Source organism: Gordonia westfalica (assembly GCF_900105725.1).
Taxonomy (GTDB): Bacteria; Actinomycetota; Actinomycetes; order Mycobacteriales; family Mycobacteriaceae; genus Gordonia; species Gordonia westfalica.
This window is the reverse complement of sequence record NZ_FNLM01000036.1, coordinates 136,424-151,750: the sequence shown is the minus strand read 5'-3', so window position 1 is coordinate 151,750 and position 15,327 is coordinate 136,424. Positions and strand designations below refer to the sequence as shown.

At 67.1% G+C, this 15,327-nt stretch carries 14 protein-coding genes; 6 read left to right on the top strand and 8 right to left on the bottom strand.

Features of this window, described 5'->3' with window-relative positions; translation table 11 throughout:
* Positions 1-13 precede the first annotated feature (13 nt).
* From BLU62_RS27030 to dnaK, 7 genes are all read right to left on the bottom strand, one after another.
* Positions 14-1,096, bottom strand: coding sequence for a hypothetical protein (locus tag BLU62_RS27030; RefSeq protein ID WP_074854273.1), 1,083 nt, complete (start codon positions 1,094-1,096; stop codon positions 14-16).
* Positions 1,097-1,178: 82 nt separating this feature from the next.
* On the bottom strand, positions 1,179-2,273 hold the full coding sequence (locus BLU62_RS27025; RefSeq protein ID WP_074853433.1) for a hypothetical protein: 1,095 nt from the start codon (positions 2,271-2,273) through the stop codon (positions 1,179-1,181).
* A gap of 109 nt (positions 2,274-2,382) precedes the next feature.
* A complete protein-coding gene (locus tag BLU62_RS27020; RefSeq protein WP_074853431.1) occupies positions 2,383-2,850 on the bottom strand; it encodes an SRPBCC family protein in 468 nt (155 codons plus the stop codon).
* 54 nt (positions 2,851-2,904) lie between these two features.
* Positions 2,905-3,303, bottom strand: coding sequence for a heat shock protein transcriptional repressor HspR (locus BLU62_RS27015; protein WP_074854272.1), 399 nt, complete (start codon positions 3,301-3,303; stop codon positions 2,905-2,907).
* A gap of 3 nt (positions 3,304-3,306) precedes the next feature.
* Positions 3,307-4,506: a molecular chaperone DnaJ gene (gene dnaJ / locus BLU62_RS27010; protein WP_074853429.1), complete on the bottom strand. Its 1,200-nt coding sequence runs from the start codon at positions 4,504-4,506 to the stop codon at positions 3,307-3,309.
* Positions 4,507-4,688: 182 nt separating this feature from the next.
* Positions 4,689-5,312 carry a nucleotide exchange factor GrpE gene (gene grpE / locus BLU62_RS27005; RefSeq protein ID WP_074853427.1) on the bottom strand — a complete coding sequence of 208 codons (624 nt, stop codon included), beginning with the start codon at positions 5,310-5,312 and terminating at the stop codon, positions 4,689-4,691.
* A complete protein-coding gene (gene dnaK / locus BLU62_RS27000) occupies positions 5,309-7,150 on the bottom strand; it encodes a molecular chaperone DnaK (RefSeq protein WP_074853425.1) in 1,842 nt (613 codons plus the stop codon). The genes grpE and dnaK overlap by 4 nt, the downstream gene beginning before the upstream one ends.
* Positions 7,151-7,530: 380 nt before the next feature.
* On the opposite strand from dnaK, the gene BLU62_RS34100 reads away from it, so the two are divergent.
* The 5 genes from BLU62_RS34100 to BLU62_RS26980 all read left to right on the top strand — a co-directional run bounded on the left by BLU62_RS34100 (position 7,531) and on the right by BLU62_RS26980 (position 12,000).
* Complete coding sequence (locus tag BLU62_RS34100; protein WP_244278415.1) at positions 7,531-8,031, top strand: hypothetical protein; 501 nt, start codon at positions 7,531-7,533, stop codon at positions 8,029-8,031.
* On the top strand, positions 7,947-8,717 hold the full coding sequence (locus BLU62_RS26995) for a hypothetical protein (protein ID WP_244278414.1): 771 nt from the start codon (positions 7,947-7,949) through the stop codon (positions 8,715-8,717). Before BLU62_RS34100 ends, BLU62_RS26995 begins: the two co-directional genes overlap by 85 nt.
* The gene (locus BLU62_RS26990; RefSeq protein ID WP_074853424.1) at positions 8,714-9,799 is read left to right on the top strand and encodes a DUF1214 domain-containing protein; all 1,086 of its coding nucleotides are present in this window, start codon (positions 8,714-8,716) and stop codon (positions 9,797-9,799) included. The genes BLU62_RS26995 and BLU62_RS26990 overlap by 4 nt, the downstream gene beginning before the upstream one ends.
* A complete protein-coding gene (locus BLU62_RS26985) occupies positions 9,799-11,064 on the top strand; it encodes a sulfotransferase (protein ID WP_074853422.1) in 1,266 nt (421 codons plus the stop codon). Before BLU62_RS26990 ends, BLU62_RS26985 begins: the two co-directional genes overlap by 1 nt.
* A 117-nt stretch (positions 11,065-11,181) precedes the next feature.
* Complete coding sequence (locus BLU62_RS26980; RefSeq protein WP_074853420.1) at positions 11,182-12,000, top strand: DUF1353 domain-containing protein; 819 nt, start codon at positions 11,182-11,184, stop codon at positions 11,998-12,000.
* Between the two features lie 57 nt (positions 12,001-12,057).
* Here the strand turns inward: BLU62_RS26980 and lon are convergent, their stop codons facing one another.
* On the bottom strand, positions 12,058-14,385 hold the full coding sequence (lon, locus tag BLU62_RS26975; protein WP_074853418.1) for an endopeptidase La: 2,328 nt from the start codon (positions 14,383-14,385) through the stop codon (positions 12,058-12,060).
* 174 nt (positions 14,386-14,559) lie between these two features.
* Between lon and BLU62_RS26970 the strand changes: the two genes are divergently transcribed.
* Complete coding sequence (locus BLU62_RS26970; protein WP_006369927.1) at positions 14,560-15,285, top strand: TnsA-like heteromeric transposase endonuclease subunit; 726 nt, start codon at positions 14,560-14,562, stop codon at positions 15,283-15,285.
* Positions 15,286-15,327 lie beyond the last annotated feature (42 nt).

Sequence of the window (15,327 nt, the reverse complement as noted above, 5' to 3'; positions counted from 1 at the left end):
CCGGCTCACCTCGTCAGGGCGCCGACTGTCCCGGTTCTCCCGGAGCGGGCACCTCGATGGTGGTGGTCTCCGTCTCGGTCACCGTGAAGGGGCCGGGTATCTCTTCGGTCACCGTGGTCGTCCGGGTGACCGGACGCGGCGCGGTGGTGACCGTCGTCGTGCGGGCCTGCGTCTCGGTTTCGGTCCGGGTGACCGTCGTCGCGTCGGCGGTGACGGTCACGGCCGCGGGTGTCTCGGTGAGGGTGACCGACACGGGTTCGGGGGTCTCGCCCTCACCGGCCAGGAGCAGGGCCAGTCCGACGGCACCGAGGAACACCGCGGCTCCGATCGCGGCACCGACGAACCACCAGCGTCGTCCGGTCGACACCCGCGGGGCCGCCGCGGGCGCAGACAGCGCCACCAGGGCGGCGTCGGCCGCGCCGATCGCCGAGGCCAGCGACGGGTTGCCGGCAACCGTCACAGGCCGCTGCGCGGCGTACTCGACGGCCGGGGCGATACCCGGCAGCTCCGCCCCCGGCCCGACGACGATGATCGAGGTGATGTCGCGACCGCGCGGCAGCTTGGTGACGGCCGTCGAGAGCTCGGACGCCCCGTCCGGATCGGTGACCGGCGCGAGCCGGTTGGTGGTGAAGTCGGCCGTCCCGAGGACCGCGCCCGACGTCGTGTCGATCGTGGCCAGTGCCGTACCGGCCGCCGGAGCGGCATCGCGGTCGAGGTCGACGACGGCGACGACGCCGCCGCGGGTCGCGTGAGTGCACGCGATCTCGGCGAGCGCCGAGGCATATCCGGTGACGACGACGCGGTCGTACCAGGACTCGGCCGCGGTCTCCGAGGCGAAGACCTGGGCCAGATGCTTGCGGACGTCCTCGCGGGAGACGGAGACACCGATCTGATCGACGACGACCGGGACCGACTCGACGAGTTCGACGATCGCGGTCTCGACCGCGGGGGCAGAGGGGTCCGGCAGGTCGACGAGATTGCTGGCCAGGATGTGGCCGTCGGCGTCACGGACGACGGATGCGATCTGGTCGTCCACGACAGATATCCCGAGAACCACGGATCCGGGCAGTCCCCCGCCCGCCGGTTCCTGGGTCATCGTCACCTCCACATCGACGTTTGCCCATGAAGCCTAGCGGCTGGCGTCGAATCCGTGGCAGCGGGATCGTCGGGGTGGCCCGTCAGACCGACTCGGCCGGATGCTGCGTGTACGCGGCGTCGCGCACCGCCTCGTCGGTCTCCAGTCCCGCACCGAGCGCTCCACCGACCGTGGCGAGCGAACACGTCAGCCACGCCACCTCCAGATAGTCGGTGATCCCGGGATCGTGACCGAGTGCGTCGCCGAAGACCTGCGGGACCACCAGACACAGGGCGCCGACGGTCGCGAGGACGAAGAGCGCCGCGTAGAACGCCGCGACCCCCAGCACGACGGTGATGACGGTGACGGTGTTGAACAGGACGATCTGCTGGCGCGACTGCCGCGACGTTCCCCGCTCCCACAGGTTCGCGCCGATGATCAGCGTGGCGGTGATGGCGATGATCGAGCCGATGGCCACTCCGGTCAGCCGAATCCACCCGAAGGTGTCCGCGAGCAGCCAGATGTCGGCGGTCACCAGCGCAAAGACCCCGGCCGCGATCGCACCGGTGAGCGCGCGGGACAGTCCCAGCGCCAGGCTCCAGGGCCGGTTGGCACGCACCATTCCGGAGAGGAGCCGGAGATTGCCCGTCAGCACCCGGGCGGTGAACGCGGTGCCCTCGTCGTCGACGTCGGTGCCGAGCTGGCGGACACGGTGCTGCAACGGCGACTTCGACGGTGACTTCCGGTGCTCCCTGAGATACTCGGCGTCGGCACCGAGAAGTTGTCCGACGAGCCCGGTGACGGTGTTTCGCGCCCGCTGGCGCAGACCGGTCGGGCCGAGGGCCGGTACCGAGAGGACCGCAACACCGTGCACCGCGTTCGCGTGTGCGACAACCGGGCGTTTCCCCACATGCAGGGGCAGGTCGGTCAGGCAGACCACCAGGTCCCATTCATGTTCGAGGAGAACGTCTCTCGCGGCGTCGACGATCTGCGCGTCGGTTGCCGGTGGCTGCACGATGGACGCCTCCACGACCTCGATCTGCCATCGGGCACCGGGGTAGGTCGTGTGCACGTGTTCGACCAGATCCTCGTCGACGATTTTGCGTGCGAGCCCGATCGGTTGCCCGGGGGCGGCCAGGATTCCGAGAACGACGACGGCTTCCTCGTCGGGTGGGGACGCCTCGTCCTCGAACTCCATGGGGTGAGCTTCCTTTCGCGACCGCCCGGGGACGGCCTGATCAGGTGGTGACGGTCTCGATCGGGGTGTGCCGTTCGACGGTCGACCGGGTCGGCATACCCGGCGAGGTTCAGCCGAATCGATTCGCGAGCGCCCGCAACGTGCCCTCGATACCCTGACCGTTCTTCTTGTCGTAGCCGATCAGTTCCATGATCTTCGGAAACTTGAGCGTCGAGTAGTCGAAGGTCTCGGTGACCTGAGTGGTCGTCGGTGAGGTGGCCTCCAGCTCCCAACGCCAGCGATGGCCCATGGGGTGCTTCCACTCGACGACCCGGTCGGTGTCGACGTCGGTCGCGGTGGAAGTGATGGTGTACGGCACGCCGAACTGCTTCATCCCGACGCTGAATCGCGCGCCGGGGGTGAGCTTTTCCGGACCCTTGACCGGCGTGTCCCGCACCGTCCCCGAACCGTCCAGTTCGGGATGACGATGCGGATTGGCGATGAGGGCGAAGACCTCGGCGGCCGGTGCGTCGACGACGATGCGCCGAGAAACGCGGTGCGGGCCCGTGTCAACGGTGGTGACGGTGTCGGAAGCCATACCTCCAAGGTACGCGGGACCTACCGGTCGCCCTGACGGAACGAACCGGACCGTTCAGTCGCCGGAGCGCTTCCGCCGCGGCTGCCACACGACGAGGGCGTTGGTCCGGGGCACCGGGACGAGCTCGCCGCCGCGGCGGTTCCGCGACGCGGCGACCTCGTCGGTGAGCTCACGGACGCGCTGCTGCAGCGCCTCGACCTGATTGCTCAGATCGATGATCCGTTTGATACCTGCGAGGTTGACACCCTCCTCCTGCGAGAGACGCTGGATCTCACGCAGGAGGTCGACATCGCGGGAGGAGTAGCGGCGACCGCCGCCACTCGTCCGCTGCGGGGTGACCAGACCGAGGCGGTCATAGGTCCGCAGGGTCTGAGCATGCATGCCGGCGAGCTCGGCGGCCACCGAGATCATGAAGGTCGCGCCGTCGGCGTCGAAGTTCTTCTGACCGGCCATCACTCATCGCCCCCAGTTCGCCCGTGGATCGAAACCGCTTGCCCTTTCGGCCTGGTCGTAGGCGCGCATCGCCTCGATGGCAGCGTCGTCGAGCTTGTCCGGCACCGCTACCTTGACGGTGACGAGCAGATCGCCCGCGCCGCCGGACCGTTTGGGGACGCCGCGGCCGCGCACGCGGAGCGTCCGGCCGTCGGTGGTGTTCGGCGGGATCTTGACCCCGACCGAACCCTCGAGCGTCGGTACCGAGACCGTCGCGCCGAGAACGAGTTCGGAGATCCGCACCGGCAACTGCACGCGAAGGTCGTTGCCGCTGCGCGTGAACTGCTTGTGCGGGGTGACATGTACGACGACGTACAGGTCGCCCGACGGCGCGCCGCGGCGCCCGGCCTCGCCCTGTCCGGCGAGCCGAATGCGTTGGCCGTCTTCGACTCCGGCAGGGATACGCACGTTGATGGTGCGGGTCCGGTTCTTCACGCCGCTGCCGGAGCAGTCGGCGCACGGGTCGTCGATCCGCGAACCGGTGCCCTGGCAGTCCTGGCAGGGTTCGCTGAACCCGAAGGCGCCCTGGTTGCGGCTGACGAAGCCGGAGCCGTTGCAGTTGGGGCACACTCGCGGGCTGGTGCCCGGCTTGGCACCCGAGCCGTGACAGGTCGTACACGGGGACGGGCTGGTCACGCGCAGCGGGACCGTCGTGCCGAGGGCCGCGTCCTTGAAGGACAGCGTGGTCTCGGTCTCGAGGTCCTTGCCGCGGCGCGGACGGCTGGCCGTCGACGTGCGTTGTGTTCCTCCGCCGCGGTTGAAGAGGCCGTCGAAGATGTCGCCGAATCCGCCGCCACCGCCGCCGGTCTGAGCCCCGCCGAACAGGTCGCCCAGATCGAAGTCGTTGCCACCGGTCGTGTACGTCGTACCGCCGCCGGGGAATCCGCCCGGGAATCCGTTGCCGCCGCCGCGGAATCGTCCGCCGGCGAACATGGCACGGGTCTCGTCGTACTCTTTGCGCTTCTCGGGATCGCTCAGCACACTGTGGGCTTCGGACACCCGCTTGAAGCGCTCTTCGGCCGCGGAATCGCCGGGATTGGCGTCCGGGTGCAGCTCGCGGGCGAGCTTGCGATAGGCCTTCTTGATCTCTTCAGCCGAAGCGTCAGAAGCAACGCCCAGGTCCTTGTAGAAGTCGTGTTCCAACCACTCACGTTGTGGAGCCACCAGACGTCACCTCCTTCAGGTCTTCTGTTGTCTGGATTGGTGTTTCAGTTGCCACCCGCTCCCTGAGGTGCGAGCGGAGCGAGCCACGAAGGGTTCTTCGCCCTTCGTGGCTCGTCGCTTGCGCTCCTCGCACCTCAGGGATCGGTGGTCGGATCGCCGCTCATGCACGGGCGACGGTTGCCTTATTGTGCACCGCCCTGGTCACCGGCGGGCTGCGGATCGGTGACCGTGACCATGGCGGTACGGATCACCTTCTCGCCCAGGCGGTAACCACAGCGGTACACCGCGCCGATGACCGGGTGGTCGCCGGTGCCGTCGTGCTGGACCGCTTCGTGGAGTTCGGGGTTGAACTCGTCACCCGCGGCACCGAAGGCCTCGAGACCCTCGGCGTTCAGCGCACCGGTCAGCTTGTCGGCGACGGCCCGCAGCGGGCCGCTCTCGAGATCGCCGTGCTCACGGGCACGGTCGAGGTCGTCGAGAACCGGGAGGAGCTTGTCGATCAGGATCTGCTTGCCGTAGGCAACCGATCCCTGCTTCTCCTCGGCCGCACGCCGCCGGAAGTTGGCGAACTGCGCGCGTTCGCGCTGCAGATCCGCCGTCAGCTCGGCGACCCGGGCATCCGCCGACGTCTCGTCGGCGGGCTGCCCGTTCTCGGACTCGTTCACGGCGGGTTCGGCGGCGGCCGGGCCGGGACCGGCGGCCGGCTCGTCGCGCACCTCACCCGTTTCCGGGTCGATGCGACGACGGTCGGTCACCGTCACCGGCTCGTCGCCGGACCCATTCGTCGAATGGGATCCTGCGGTCACTTGTTCTCCTTGGTGTCGGCGTCGTCCACGACCTCGGCGTCGACGACATCGGGATCACTGTCGGCAGCGGCCTCACCGTCGGCGGATTCCGCAGCGGCGTTGGCGTAGATCGCCTGGCCGAGAGCCTGCGACTCCTCCGACAGCTTCTCGATCGCGGACTTGATCGCGGCGGAGTCGGTGCCCTTGAGCGCTTCCTTCGCCTCGGCGACCGCAGCCTCGACCTTGTCCTTAACGTCGCCCGGGACCTTGTCCTCGTTGTCCTTGAGGAACTTCTCGGTCTGGTGGACCAGCGACTCCGCCTGGTTGCGGGTCTCGGCCTCTTCGCGACGCTTGCGGTCCTCGTCGGCGTGGGCTTCCGCGTCCTTGATCATGCGGTCGATCTCGTCCTTGCTCAGGCCGGAACCGTCCTGGATGCGGATCGAGTTCTCCTTGCCGGTGCCCTTGTCCTTCGCGGTGACGTGCACGATGCCGTTGGCGTCGATGTCGAAGGTCACCTCGATCTGCGGGACACCCTGCGGTGCGGGCGCGATGCCACCCAGCTCGAAGCTGCCGAGCAGCTTGTTGTGCGAGGCGATCTCACGCTCACCCTGGTACACCTGGATCTGCACCGACGGCTGGTTGTCCTCGGCCGTGGTGTAGGTCTCCGAGCGCTTGGTCGGGATGGTGGTGTTGCGCTCGATCAGCTTGTGCATCACGCCGCCCTTGGTCTCGATGCCGAGGGACAGCGGGGTGACGTCGAGCAGCAGCACGTCCTTGACCTCGCCGCGGAGAACGCCGGCCTGCAGGGCGGCGCCGACGGCGACGACCTCGTCCGGGTTGACGCCCTTGTTGGGCTCGCGGCCACCGGTCAGTTCCTTCACCAGGTCGGTGACGGCCGGCATACGGGTCGAACCACCGACGAGCACGACATGGTCGATGTCGCCGACGGAGATGCCCGCATCCTTGATGACGGCCTGGAACGGTGCGCGGGTGCGCTCGAGCAGATCAGAGGTGATCCGCTGGAACTCGCTGCGCGACAGCTGCTCATCGAGGAACAGCGGGTTCTTGTCGGCGTCGACGGTGATGTAGGGCAGGTTGATCGAGGTGCTCTGCGAGCTGGACAGTTCGATCTTGGCCTTCTCGGCAGCCTCACGCAGACGCTGCAGAGCCATCTTGTCCTTGGTCAGGTCGACGCCGTGCTGGCTCTTGAACTTCTCGACGAGCCAGTCGACGACGCGCTGATCCCAGTCGTCACCACCGAGGTGGTTGTCGCCGGAGGTCGCGCGGACCTCGACCACACCGTCGCCGATCTCGAGCAGCGAGACGTCGAAGGTGCCGCCACCGAGGTCGAAGACCAGGATGGTCTGTTCCTTCTCGCCCTTGTCGAGTCCGTAGGCCAGGGCGGCCGCGGTGGGCTCGTTGACGATGCGGAGCACGTTGAGGCCCGCGATCTGGCCGGCTTCCTTGGTGGCCTGACGCTGGGCGTCGTTGAAGTACGCGGGGACGGTGATCACGGCGTCGGTGACGTCCTCACCGAGGTAGGCCTCGGCGTCGCGCTTGAGCTTCATGAGCGTGCGCGCGCTGATCTCCTGTGGGGTGTACTTCTTGTCGTCGATCTCGATCGTCCAGTTGCCCTCACCCATGTGGCGCTTGACCGAGCGGATGGTGCGGTCGACGTTGGTGACCGCCTGATTCTTGGCCGGCTGACCGACGAGTACCTCGCCGTTACGCGCAAAGGCCACCACGGACGGCGTGGTCCGCGAGCCCTCGGCGTTGGCGATGACCGAAGCTTCGCCACCTTCGAGCACCGACACCACGGAGTTGGTGGTGCCGAGGTCGATTCCAACAGCACGAGACATGTTTGGCTTCCTCCTAGTTTGTGGGTGTGCACCCAAGTCCTTTGGCCCCGCGGTTCGATGACGCGGGGATGATGTCCGAAACCCTGCGCGAGGCGGACTTCAGTGCGTCCGACTCATGTCCTACTGAAAATGGAGCGTCGAGTCAAACCTACTTGAGTCCCTGTCACTCAGGTTTCTCGAAGTGTGTAACGGACCCCCTTTCGGGTTTGTTCCCGTATCGCGAGAAAAAGTTGAGCGAATTTCACTCAAGGAGCCTTCGGCGGGTGTGGTCCTTGACACATCTGGCCGCACGGGGCAGATTTCCCCAACAGGAAGCATCCGATTCCACTTACCGCGAATGGGCGATCCGCCTCGCCCTCGCCGACTGTGAAGGACGGCCGATGACGCTGCCCCGACCGACGACCGAGGAACCAGACGCCTCGGCCGCACGCCCCTATCGGATCGCCGTGTGGGGCCCCGGGGAGGTCGGTGGCGCCGTCATCCGCGCCGCCGTCGCCGACCCCGCCTTCGAGGTCGTCGGCGCCCTCGTCCACAACCGCGAGAAAGAGGGCAGAGACATCGGCGAGCTGGTGCGGACCGATCCGCTCGGGATCGCCGCCACGCGCGACCGCGAGGCGTTCAAAGAACTCGACGTCGACTGTGTCGTCCTCACTCCCGCTCCGGCCGCGGTGATCAAAGGTCTCGACGACGACGTCATCGATCTGCTCGAATCGGGGAAGAACGTCGTGGCGACCGCCGCGTATCACAACGTGTCGATGCCCAACTGGCTCAGTCCGTTCCGCAAGTCCCCCAGCGCATGCTCGAGGCCTGCCATACCGGCGGCGCCACCCTGCACGGGACCGGCGTACATCCGACCTTCATCGTCGAGCGGGTCGCGATGACGATGGCCAAGGCGATGTCGTCGGTGAGTCATGTGCGATCGGTGGAGGCCGTCGACTTCTCCCGCGCCGGATCGATGTGGGGTGGGTTGGGAGCACTCGGCTTCGGCGCCGAACTCGACTCCCTCGGCGCCGAGTCACCGGTCGCACGCGGCGGCGACATCTACTACGGCGATCTCACCGGCAACGTCGCCCACGCGCTGTACGGCGCGGACAGTTCCGAGGTGCGGGTCGAGACATCGCTGCGCGGCATCCCGGCCGAACGGAACGCGCAGGTCGGTTCGACGACCATCACGAAGGGCACTGCGGCCGCCCTGCACCTGACGCATCGCGGCTATCTCGGCGACCATCACTTCTTCACCAACGAGGAATGCTGGTATCTCGCTTCGGTACCCACTCGGCCCGCTCGCTCCGCTCCCGGCGCCGAAGTCGTGTACCGCGGCGATGACCTGCCGTTCGGCGGGTTCACCAGCCCGATCGCGTACACGCTGGTCATCAGCGGCGAACCGGCCGAGATGCGCACCCAGATCGAGTTCGGCAACGGATCCGGTCACACCAACCCGATCACGACCGCATCGGTGCGTGCCGTGCTCGACGCCATCCCGGCGGTGGTCGACGCCGAACCGGGCATCCTCGTCGACGACGTCGGCCCTCACTACCGGCACGACGATCGGGTCCGGCTCCCGTGACCGGGGACGCCCGACCCGAGGTCGTCGCATGGAACGGCCTCATCGACGCACTCCGGTCCGCCGGCGACAAGCTCGCCGCCGACACCGCGGACCTCGATCCGGCCGAGCAGGCCGACGGGTTCCGCGCCCTGGTGCGCGGGTTGTCGAATCAGTTGTCGCGCTTCGAGGTCGATCGTGAACGGCCCGAACTGGTGCCGTTCAACGGGTGGCGTCACAAGTTCCTGATGGACAACCCCGATTTCCGGTACTGGGTCACCGAGGTGCGCGGTGACCGCGCGTACCGCATCCGCGGCAACCGCGGCGATGCGTCGTACGTGTCGGTGACCGTCTACCGGCGGACGGGCGGCATCGGTTCGGAGGCAACGGCTCGAATCGACAGCGATGCCATCGGATTCGACGACGACGGCGGCTTCGAGATCGTCCTCGGCGGTACCGCACCGGGCGCAGGCGACTGGCTGGAGTTGCCGGAGAAGTCCGGTGTCATCTGGGTACGGTTCTTCCACGACGACGTCGACCGGGACGAATTGGGCTGGTGCAGAATCGAACCGGTGGCCGAGACACCCGTACCACCGTCGATCGATCCGGGGAGGTTCGCGACCTCGTTGGGCACCCTCGCGGCCACGACCTCGATGCTGCCGACGATCTTCGAGATCTCGACCAAGGACGATCTCGATCCACCGAATGCCCTGCGGCACTGGTCGGAGATGGCCGGTGGTGCCGTCTTCACGGAACCCGGAATCCATTACGTCCGCGGCGGTTGGCAGCTCGGACCCGGCGAGGCGCTGGTCATCGAAGGGGAGGTCGTCGACTGCCGGTATTGGAACATCCTGGCCTACAGCCGCTTTCTGAACTCCCTGGACTTCCGGTATCGGCCGGTTTCGTACACGGGCGCGACCGCAACGGTCGTCGACGGTCGGTATCGGTTCGTGGTCGCTGCGGAGAATCCGGGCGGTTCGGGCGACTGGATCGATTCCGAGGGGCGCGACTTCGGGATCATCGTGATGCGTTTCCTGCAGCCGGCCGCGCCCCCTCCCCTGCCGTCCGCTCGGGTTGTCCCGCTCGTCGAACTGCGAGGTGAGTGATGGTGAAGTGGACGCCGCCGCAGCGGAGTGAGGTCGCCGAGGACATCTACGCGGCCGCGGAAGCCGATCGGCTTGCCCGCCCCGAGCGGTACCGGCTGGGGGTCGAGGCAACCGACGCGATCGTCGAACGGGCCACTGCCGAGCACGGTGTCGAGGGGTTGGGCGACCCGGCGCTGTGGCGGCCTGGCTTGGAGCGGTACCTGGCTTCGGCAGCCGAGGACGGGCGTCTGAACGCAGTCGGCGTACGCAATGCGCAGGACGCGGTGATCGGGAAGCTACGGGCGCGCTCCATCTTCGACAAGACCCTGAACGAGAGCCCGGAGGTGGCCGAGCGCGCGGTGCTCCCGCCGATCGTGATCATCGGCGGCTGGCGCACCGGGACGACGTTCCTGTACCGGCTGATGTCCCGCGACCCCCGGCTCCGCGCACCGCGGCCCGTGGAGTTGTACGCCCCGTGGCGGGTCGCGAAGCTGTCCCCGGAAGAACGCGAACGGTTGATCGAGACCCAGGCCGCCGAGCCCAACCCGCTACACCTGCTGAATCCGGCGATGGCCGCGGTCCACGACTCCGGACCGGCGCTCCCCGAGGAATGCGTACTCGGCATGGGAACGACCATGCGCAACTGGGCATTCAGCTCGACGATGCGCCTCGACAGCTACTCCCGGTGGCTGGCAGACCAGGACTTCGCCGGTGAGTACGCAGCGCATCGGACGATGCTGCAGATCCTCGACGACGGCTCTCGACGACGCTGGCTGCTGAAGGCACCGGCCCACACGCCCGAGCTGGTCGACCTTGCCCAGACATATCCCGGCGTCTGCATCGTCCATCTGCATCGCGACGTCGTGGAGACCGTGGCGTCGGGCGCGAGCCTGTTCGCGACCTACCGCTCGACCTACAGCGACGAGGTCGACGGCCATGACGTCGGTCGATTCCAGATCGAGCAGTCGAAGTTGTGGTTCCGGCGTGCGCTCGAGTTCCGCGACTCCCGCGCGGCCGGATCGGCGACAGTCGTCGACATCGACTACCAGGACCTGGTGTCCCGGCCCGCAGAGACCATCGAACGGGTTTATGCAGCAGCCGATCTCGATGCTCCAGACGTGGCGACGATTCTCGCCGAGCACAACGCGGAACAACCGCGTCACGGGAAGGGCAGACATCGGTACAGCCCCGAGGAGTTCGGGATCGAGCCCGACGCGCTCAGGGAACGGATGGCGTTCTACACCGATGCCGTCGCCGAATGGACGTCGAGCCCCACCCCACGGTGATCGCCGGGTCGCGGATCCCGCAACGTCGGGTTGCACTTGGGTCTCCGTCCGTCGGGTTCCCGGTAGAGCTGTCTCATGCGGCGCTACCGTCGGATATTCCGATGTCGGGAGGTCGAGATGGGCGAGACCACATCGAGTGTCACACGGTGGGCGCCCTGGCGCGTGGCACCGGCCTCGGGATTCGAGGTCGACGACCCGACCGGTAGAGGCAGCGTCGGTGTCGTCCAGATCAACGAGCGACAATTCGTCGTCCTCAACACCTTTCGATATTCGGACGAGGTCGTCGAGAACGACCTGCTCACCAAGCTGGTTCGCGGTGGCATGGAGGAACCGGAGGCCCGTGCGGCGATCGACAAAGCCCGGACGTTCGTTCCGCGCGAGGACAATCCGACAGACATGGCATCGGTGCCGCGTTTCATGCGCTGGTTCGAGGACTCGTACGGAAGGCACTCCCTCGCTGCGTTGATCCACGACGAACTCATCACCGACACCGTCAATTCGGGCGCGCTCGGCAGCGACACCCTGTCCGACCGGTTCTTCCGGGAGATGATGCGAACCTCTGGGGTCCCGTGGTTGAAGCGCTGGATCATGTGGTCGGCCGTGGCACTCCGGACCCGTTGGGTTGCAGGTGGTTACCGTCGCTGGAGCATCGTGTTGTGGTTGTTGTTGAGCGTGGTGGGGATCGCCGCGACCGTCGGCTCTGCGGGCGCGCTTCTGTTCGACTGGCCGTGGCCGGTGTCGTCGCCGGGCTGGTCGCTCGTGGTGGCGCTGTTGATGATCCTCGTCGCCGCGCCACTGTGGGGACGCCAGTGGGCCGCCAGTCTGATCGCGGCCGTCGGCGCGTTATGGCTGGTGCCTGCCGCTGCCGTGACGAGTCTCGCCTGGGTGGTGTACCGCGTGCTGGAGTGGACCGCCCGCACGGTGGGGCTTCGATGACGAGAAGCGAGGCACCGTCCGGCTTGTTCCGGACGATGCCCCGCTCCTGTATCTGCCTCAGGCCGCGTTGACCTGTTCTCCTGCTGCGGGTTCCAGAGCCTGCGCGACGATCTCGGCGACGTCGGTCATCGGACGCACGTCGAGGGCGTCGAGGACCTCGGCCGGCACGTCGTCGAGGTCGGGCTCATTGCGCTGCGGGATGAAGACGGTCTTCAGCCCGTTGCGCTGTGCGGCAAGCAGTTTCTGCTTGACCCCGCCGATCGGCAGGACGCGACCGTTCAGCGTGACCTCTCCGGTCATGCCGACCTCGGCGCGCACCCGTCGGCCCGTCGCCATCGACACCAGCGCGGTGACCATGGTGACGCCCGCACTCGGACCGTCCTTGGGCACCGCTCCGGCCGGAACGTGCACGTGGACGGTCTTGTTGAGCGACTCGGGGTCGACGCCGAGCTGTTCGGCATGCGCCCGCACGTAAGACAGCGCGATCTGCGCCGACTCCTTCATCACGTCGCCGAGCTGGCCGGTCAACTTGAGTCCGGGCTCGCCGTCGGTGGCGTTGACCTCGATGAAGAGGACGTCGCCACCCATTCCCGTGACGGCGAGACCCGTTGCGACACCGGGCACTGCGGTCCGCTCGGCCGATTCCGGGGTGAACCGGGGCCGGCCGAGGTAGTCGCGCAGGTCGGGCTCGTCGATGGTGATCGGTGCCGTGACACTCTCCTGAGCGAGGTTGGTGGCTGCCTTGCGCAACGCCTTGGCGAGTAACCGTTCGAACTGTCGCACACCGGGTTCCCGGGTGTAGTTCGCCGCGATCTCGCGGAGCGCCGCGTCGGTCACGGTCACCTCGTCGGTGGTGAGTGCCGCACGCTCGGCCTGCCTGGGCAGCAGGTAGTCACGGGCGATGGCCACCTTGTCGTCCTCGGTGTAGCCGTCGAGGGTGACGAGCTCCATGCGGTCGAGCAGGGCCGACGGGATGTTCTCGATGACATTGGCGGTCGCGAGGAACAGGACGTCGGACAGGTCGAGGTCGAGATCCAGGTAGTGGTCGCGGAAGGTGTGGTTCTGCGCGGGATCGAGTACCTCGAGCAGCGCCGCGGCCGGGTCGCCCCGGTAGTCCGAGCCCACCTTGTCGATCTCGTCCAGCAGCACAACGGGATTCATCGATCCCGCCTCGCCGATGGCACGCACGATGCGGCCGGGCAGTGCGCCGACGTAGGTACGTCGGTGACCGCGGATCTCCGACTCGTCGCGCACACCCCCGAGGGCGACGCGCACGAACTTGCGACCCAACGCCCGGGCGACGCTCTCACCGAGCGACGTCTTGCCGACGCCGGGCGGTCCGGCGAGCACCATGACGGCACCCGATCCGCGTCCGCCGACGACCTGCAGGCCGCGTTCGGCGCGTCGAGCACGCACCGCCAGGTATTCGACGATCCGGTCCTTCACGTCGTCGAGGCCGTGGTGGTCGGCGTCGAGGATCTCGCGGGCACCCTTGATGTCCGTGGAGTCCTCGGTGCGCGTGTTCCACGGCAGGTCGAGGACGGTGTCGAGCCAGGTGCGAATCCACCCGGTCTCGGGCGACTGGTCGCTGGCGCGCTCGAGCTTGCCCACCTCGCGCAGTGCGGCTTCGCGCACCTTCTCGGGCAGGTCGGCCTCGTCGATGCGCGACCGGTAGTCGTCGGCTCCCTCGGGTTCGTCCTCGCCGAGCTCCTTGCGGATGGCGGCGAGCTGCTGACGGAGCAGGAACTCCTTCTGCTGCTTGTCCATCCCCGCGCGAACGTCCTCGGCGATCTTCTCGCTGACCTCGGACTCGGCGAGATAGTCACCGGTCCACTCGATCAGCAGCCGCAGCCGCGCGGCGGTGTCGGGTGTCTCGAGGAGCTCGCGCTTCTGCTCGTCGGTGAGCCACGCGGCGTAGCCCGACGTGTCGGCGAGATCCGACGGGTCGGCCATCTTGTTGACGGCGTCGATGAGCTGCCACGCCTCGCGGCGCTGCAGCATGGCCAGCACGAGCTTCTTGTACTCGCCGGCCAGGTCCCGGACCTCATCGGTGACCTCGGAGTCCTCGACCTCGGTGGCCTCGACCCACAGCGCGGCGCCGTGGCCGGGTGTTCCGGCCCCGATCTGCGCTCGCTGCTCACCCTTGACGACGGCGGCCAGTCCGCCGCCGGGGATACGCCCGACCTGAACGATCGAAGAGATGACCCCGTACGTGGGGTACCGGTCGTCCAGACGTGGGGCGACCAGCAGTTTTCCGGTCTCGCTCGCCCGAGCGGCGTCGACGGTTGCCTGAGCTGCATCGTCGAGCGGGATCGGCACGACCATGCCGGGCAGGACGACGACGTCCGGGACGAAGAGGACCGGCAGTGAATATGTCTGCGACATGAAACCTCCAGAGTTAAGTCTGATCGACTCAACCGGGGTGGCTGGAAGTTTGTTCCCGCGTGTTTTATGCCAGGGGTGAACAGTGTAGCTTCTCACCGAACGTGTCATTTTCTCATCGGCTTGTCATAGGCGTGTCATCGTTCTCATCGGGCTGTCATGCGGCACGATAGCAAAATGCCTGATCAGATCGGTGCGACCGAGATTCGCTTCGTTACCGAAGCCGGTGACGAGACCATCAGTCAGGTCAGGGATCACTCGATCAGCTCGATGGCCCGAGCCCAGCCAGTGCGCCTGCCACCGTCCCACGCCGGCCAACGCCACTATCCAGGTCTTTTTTGGACCCGTACAACAGCCGACCACGTGGTTTACGAAAGCCTTCTCGAACGCGACCGCATCTTGCTTGCCGACTTCGATCCCGAAGTCGTTTGGATCACGGCGCAACCTTTCTGGATCACCGGCGACGACAGAGGTACCGGCCGACGCCACTGTCCCGATCTCCTACTGACGCGGGCTGATGGGTCATATTTGGTCGTGGACGTCAAGAATCCACGAATCGCGCAGAAAGACGAGGTCAAGGCCGTGTTCACGTGGACCAAGGTGGTGTCCAAGCGCCTCTCCGCCGATTATGAGGTTTGGACCGGCGAGGACTCGGCGTTGATCAACAACATCAGATTCGCTTCTCAGGCTCGCCGCGAGTCGCGCGCGGCCCTGTTCCAGACGGTGCTCGAACGATTTCCAGAGGAGCTCTCAATCGCGCACGCTGAAGCCACACTCGCAGCCGAGCGGATTGCACGGCCTCGACACATCGTCCTCGAGCTTCTGTGGACGGGCACCTTCACGGCCGATCTCACCCGGCCATTCGGCGACAACACCTTGATCCATCGAGCCGAGGCCGTATGAGCAACACTTATCGACTTGCTGTTGGCGATCGGGTGTGGATCG

What these genes read in the sequence shown, in the direction of transcription:
- BLU62_RS27030 (WP_074854273.1), bottom strand. Translation starts at nt 1,096, where the DNA reads ATGACCCAGGAACCGGCGGGCGGGGGACTGCCCGGATCCGTGGTTCTC.
- BLU62_RS27025 (WP_074853433.1), bottom strand. Translation starts at nt 2,273, where the DNA reads ATGGAGTTCGAGGACGAGGCGTCCCCACCCGACGAGGAAGCCGTCGTC.
- BLU62_RS27020 (WP_074853431.1), bottom strand. Translation starts at nt 2,850, where the DNA reads ATGGCTTCCGACACCGTCACCACCGTTGACACGGGCCCGCACCGCGTT.
- BLU62_RS27015 (WP_074854272.1), bottom strand. Translation starts at nt 3,303, where the DNA reads ATGGCCGGTCAGAAGAACTTCGACGCCGACGGCGCGACCTTCATGATC.
- dnaK (WP_074853425.1), bottom strand. Translation starts at nt 7,150, where the DNA reads ATGTCTCGTGCTGTTGGAATCGACCTCGGCACCACCAACTCCGTGGTG.
- BLU62_RS34100 (WP_244278415.1), top strand. Translation starts at nt 7,531, where the DNA reads ATGACGCTGCCCCGACCGACGACCGAGGAACCAGACGCCTCGGCCGCA.
- BLU62_RS26995 (WP_244278414.1), top strand. Translation starts at nt 7,947, where the DNA reads ATGCTCGAGGCCTGCCATACCGGCGGCGCCACCCTGCACGGGACCGGC.
- BLU62_RS26985 (WP_074853422.1), top strand. Translation starts at nt 9,799, where the DNA reads ATGGTGAAGTGGACGCCGCCGCAGCGGAGTGAGGTCGCCGAGGACATC.
- BLU62_RS26980 (WP_074853420.1), top strand. Translation starts at nt 11,182, where the DNA reads ATGGGCGAGACCACATCGAGTGTCACACGGTGGGCGCCCTGGCGCGTG.
- lon (WP_074853418.1), bottom strand. Translation starts at nt 14,385, where the DNA reads ATGTCGCAGACATATTCACTGCCGGTCCTCTTCGTCCCGGACGTCGTC.
- BLU62_RS26970 (WP_006369927.1), top strand. Translation starts at nt 14,560, where the DNA reads ATGCCTGATCAGATCGGTGCGACCGAGATTCGCTTCGTTACCGAAGCC.